4 protein-coding genes are annotated in these 4,695 nt (G+C 68.5%); 2 read left to right on the forward strand and 2 right to left on the reverse strand.

The annotated features are described in order from the left end of the window. Positions 1-124: 124 nt before the first annotated feature. Together mctP and ACFV9G_RS29600 are read right to left on the reverse strand one after the other, a co-directional pair. The gene (gene mctP / locus ACFV9G_RS29595; protein ID WP_378733023.1) at positions 125-1,765 is read right to left on the reverse strand and encodes a monocarboxylate uptake permease MctP; all 1,641 of its coding nucleotides are present in this window, start codon (positions 1,763-1,765) and stop codon (positions 125-127) included. Then, entirely contained in the window at positions 1,762-2,016 is a 255-nt protein-coding gene (locus ACFV9G_RS29600; protein ID WP_378733026.1) for a DUF3311 domain-containing protein, read from the reverse strand. Before ACFV9G_RS29600 ends, mctP begins: the two co-directional genes overlap by 4 nt. 191 nt (positions 2,017-2,207) lie before the next feature. Between ACFV9G_RS29600 and ACFV9G_RS29605 the strand changes: the two genes are divergently transcribed. Further along, positions 2,208-3,215, forward strand: a complete 1,008-nt coding sequence (locus ACFV9G_RS29605; protein ID WP_378733028.1) for an SMP-30/gluconolactonase/LRE family protein — start codon at positions 2,208-2,210, stop codon at positions 3,213-3,215. An 89-nt stretch (positions 3,216-3,304) separates the two neighbouring features. Next, positions 3,305-4,618 (forward strand): exo-beta-N-acetylmuramidase NamZ domain-containing protein, encoded by a 1,314-nt coding sequence (locus tag ACFV9G_RS29610; RefSeq protein WP_378733030.1) that lies wholly within the window; start codon positions 3,305-3,307, stop codon positions 4,616-4,618. Positions 4,619-4,695: the final 77 nt, after the last annotated feature.

Raw genomic sequence — 4,695 nt, forward strand, 5'->3', positions numbered from 1 at the left:
TTTTTTTTTGTTTTCCTTTCGGGGCTTGCGCTTTGGTGCCCTCCCCCTCAAAAAACCCTAAATACACCCCAAAACACGTCTCTGAGACGTGTTTGCGGGACTTTGTGATCAGATCCAACAGCCCTCAGCGGACCTCCGTCGTCGAGCTCAGCTCCTCGACGACACCCTCGTCTCCGGCGTCGACCGAGTAGTCCGAAGCCGAGGTTGCGTCTTCACCGTCCGGCACGTTCAGCGCCCTCAGGATCGGGGTCAGGACGACGACCACGACGATGTTCAGCAGGAAGGCGGTGAGCGCGATGTAGATCGGCGTCTCCGTGCCCGGGAACGGCGCCAACGGTCCACCGAAGTGCTCCTGCGTGGGCGAGGAGACGCCGTACGCGACGATCGTCCCGTACGCCATCCCGACCGCCCAGCCGGCCAGGACCGCCCACCGGTGGAACCAACGGGTATAGAGCCCGACGACGATCGCAGGCAGCGTCTGCAGGATCCAGACGCCGCCGAGCAGCTGCAGGTTGATGGCGTATGACTTCGAGAGCGCCAGCACGAAGATCAGCGCCCCGAACTTCACGATCAGGGACACGATCTTGGCCTGCTTGGCCTCGTCCTGCGGGGTCGCGTCGGGCTTCAGGTAGGCCTTGTAGATGTTGCGCGTCCACAGGTTGGCGGCCGCGATCGACATGATCGCCGCCGGCACGAGCGCGCCGATGACGACCGCCGCGAAGGCGACGCCCGCGAACCACGCCGGGAACTGGTCCTCGAAGAGCTGCGGGATCGCGAGCTGCGGGTTCGGCGGGTCGCCGACCATCACCCCGGCCGCGAGGGCGACGAACCCGAGCAGCGCGAGGAGCCCCAGCAGGAACGAGTACGCCGGCAGCAGCGAGGCGTTGCGGCGGATCACGTTGCGGCTGCGCGTGGAGAGCACCCCGGTGATCGAGTGCGGATACATGAACAGCGCCAGCGCCGACCCGAGCGCCAGGGAGGCGTAGGCCCACTGGCCGGCCGCCTGCGACGGGAACAGCGCCTTCGGGGCGGCGTCGCCGGCGGCGATCGCGTCGGCGTTCTCGGTGTTGAAGGTGTCGAAGCTGTTCTGCACGGTGTCGAAGATGTTGCCCCAGCCACCGAGCTGCGACGGGATGTAGAGGATCGCCACGAGGATCACGATGTAGATCAGCGAGTCCTTCACGAACGCGATCAGCGCCGGCGCCCGCAACCCGGAGGAGTACGTGTAGGCGGCCAGCACCGCGAACGCGATGAAGAGCGGCAGGTCACGGATGAACCAGTTCGAGGAGTCGCTCTGCAGGCCCATCACCTCGAGGACGACCTCCATGCCCACCAGCTGCAGCGCGATGTAGGGCATGGTGGCCAGCAGGCCGGTGACCGCGACGGCCAGGCCCAGCGACTTGGACCCGTAGCGGCCGACGACGAAGTCGGCCGGGGTGACGTACCCGTGCTTGTGCGAGACCGACCAGAGCTTCGGCAGGAACGCGAAGATGATCGGGTAGACGAGGATCGTGTAGGGGACCGCGAAGAAGCCGACGGCCGAGCCGGCGAACAGCGTCGCGGGGACCGCGATGAACGTGTACGCCGTGTAGAGGTCGCCTCCGATGAGGAACCAGGCCACGAACGTACCGAAGCCGCGGCCACCCAGGCCCCACTCGTCGAGGTTGTCCATGGACTTCGCCCGGCGCCAGCGCGCGGCGGAGAAGCCGAGGATCGTGACCAGCAGGAAGAGGAAGGCGAAGACGGAGACTGCTACCGCGTTCACTGGCCACCCTCCTTCCACGGGCGCCCGGCGGCGGCACGGTCACGCCGGAACGCAGTCTTGGCGACGAAGTAGGCGACCGTCGTGAACAGGACGGAGCAGGGGATGAGGAAGAGCTGGAACCAGAAGTAGAACGGGAATCCGGCGAGCGTCGGATCCTCCTTCGCGTACAGCGGCACCGCGAGCGACGGCGCTGCTGCCGCGAACAGGAGGATCCCGACAAGGATCCACGAGCCCTTGGACGAGGACGGCATGGGTCACCTCCGAGATGTGTCGAAGTGGGGTTGGACGACCTGTGACCTTGGTCACATACGAGCCCCGTGTCCAGCCCAATTCGACCGACACGACGACGAACGGTCGATCTGCCGGGACGAACGGTCATCCGGATCCAGAGGGTCACTATCCATGCGCTACCTTCCACGTCGACGATCCGAAGGAGAACGAGATGAACCGACGTACGTCCCTCGCTGCCGCCCTCCTGATGAGCGGGGTGATCGCGGGTGCTCCCGCCTCGGCTTCGGCGCACCCGGAACGTCCGCGCGAGATCATCGCGTCGCAGGTGGTGAAGGCGACCAGCCCGCACCCCGGGCTGAACATGACGCTGCTCGAGGGCCCGGCGTTCGGCGCCGACGGCTCCCTCTACTTCGTGGACGTCGTCGCCTCCGCGCCGGCGCCCAAGGTGCTGCGGCTCGACACCGCGTCGCGGGAGGTCTCCGGGTTCTTCACCGACTCGGTGGGCAGCTACACCTCGGCGCAGTGGAGCCCGGTCGACGGCCGGCTCTACCTGACCGACTACCAGGGCACGATCCGCAGCGTCGCCGCCGACGGCACCGACCCGCGCACGGTCTTCGCCGGTCCGGTCGAGGGCGGCCCGATGAGTCCCGACGACCTGACCTTCGATCCCGAGGGCAATCTCTACGTCACCGACCTGACCGGCTACCTCGACCCGGCCAAGGAGCCGGTGGGACGGGTCGTACGCATCGCGGCGGACGGGTCGAGCGCGACAGTGCTGGCCTCGGGGCTCGCCGCGCCCAACGGGATCTCCTTCGACCGCGGCTATCGCGGGCTCTACGTGAGCACGCTGTGGGAGAACCGGATCAGCCATCTGGCCCTCGACCGGTCGCGCACCTCGGTCGTCGCGGCCCGGACCGTCGCCGAGGTCGACGACGGCCCCGCCGAGACCGAGACCGACTCCAACGCCGTCGACGCGGCCGGCAACATCTACCAGGCCACCCACGGCGAGCCGGTCATCCGGGTCTTCTCCCGGCACGGCCGGCCGCTCGCGACGGTCCGCGTCCCCATCGCCGACCGGGCCGGTCTCACCTCGGCGACCAACGTCGCGATCCGGCCCGGGACCAAGCAGGCGTACGTCACCGTCTCCGGTGATGCCGGCGGGTTCATCTACAGCTTCGACGCGCTGGCCAAGGGCATCCGGCAGTCGAACGGCGGCTAGCGCGGCCGCCCCTGGGAAATCACCTGCCGAACGGTGCCGTCAGGGCTAGCCTGCAAGGTGATCCTCACCCCTCGGCACAGGAGCGCCCCATGAGCACTGAAGTCCCCAGGATCGACCGCCGCCGTCTGCTCGGCGCTGCCGCGGCCGGCGCCGCAGCGGCACCGCTTCTCACCGGCTCGTCCGGCGCGGCGAGCGCTGCCGTCGCGCCGCTCGGGCGAGACCAGGCCGTCCGGACCGGTGCCGAACGGGCTGCGGCCGACGGCTGGTCGGTGCTGTCGGGTGATCGGGTCGGCATCATCACCAACCCCACCGGCGTGCTCGGCAACCTCCGCAACATCGTCGACGAGATGCACGAGTCCGGCGCGGTCCAGATCGCCGGTGTCTTCGGTCCCGAGCACGGCTTCCGCGGCACCGCGCAGGCGGGCGGCTCGGAGGGCACCTTCGTCGACGAGCGCACCGGGCTGACCGTCTACGACGCCTACGGCGCGAACGTCGCGAAGATGACCGAGCTGTTCACGACCTCTGGGGTCGAGACCGTCGTCTTCGACATCCAGGACGTGGGCTCCAGGTTCTACACCTACATCTGGACGATGTGGACGGCGATGCAGGCAGCCGTCGCGACCGGCAAGCGCTTCGTGGTCCTCGATCGGCCCAACCCCGTGGGCGGGACAGCCCGTGGACCGATGATGACGGCGGCGTACACCTCGGGCGTCGGCGCCCGCGAGATCGTCCAGCAGCACGGGATGTCGGTCGGCGAGCTGGCCAGGTTCTTCGACGGCGAATTCCTCGAGGAGCACGCGGGCGGGCGGCTGGAGCAGCTCGACATCGTCCAGGTCTCCGGCTGGCGGCGACGGACGTTGTACGCCGACACCGGGCTCGACTTCATCCTGCCGAGCCCGAACATGCCCACCTCCGACACCGCGCTGGCCTACCCCGGCACCTGCATGTTCGAGGGCACCAACCTCTCCGAGGGGCGCGGCACCACCAAGCCGTTCGAGCTGATCGGGGCGCCGTTCGTCGACCACCGCTGGGCGGCGGCGCTGGAGGAGGCCGGACTTCCGGGCGTCACGTTCCGGGAGGCGTACTTCAATCCCTCGGTCAACAAGTTCGCCGGCCAGGTCTGCGGCGGGGTGCAGGTCACGATCCAGGACCGCGACCGCTTCGACCCGGTCCGCACCGGCGTCGAGATGCTGGTCAAGGCCAAGTCTCTCTATCCCGAGTTCGCCTGGCGGCAGGACTCCTGGGACACCGCCCGGCCGTTCTGGATCGACAAGCTCACCGGATCGACCAGGCTGCGTACGCAGATCGATGCCGGCGCCACCGGCGACGAGGTCGAGGCGGCCTGGCGGGACGAGCTGGCCACCTTCGACCGGACCCGCCGCCAGTACCTCCTCTACCGCTGACCCGCCGAGTCGGCGCGTTCTGACCGAAAATCACGCCGAGTCGGCTCGTTAGAACGCGCCGACTCGGCGGGGGTTGG

The sequence above is a fragment of the Nocardioides sp. NPDC059952 genome (assembly GCF_042730435.1).
GTDB lineage: Bacteria > Actinomycetota > Actinomycetes > Propionibacteriales > Nocardioidaceae > Nocardioides.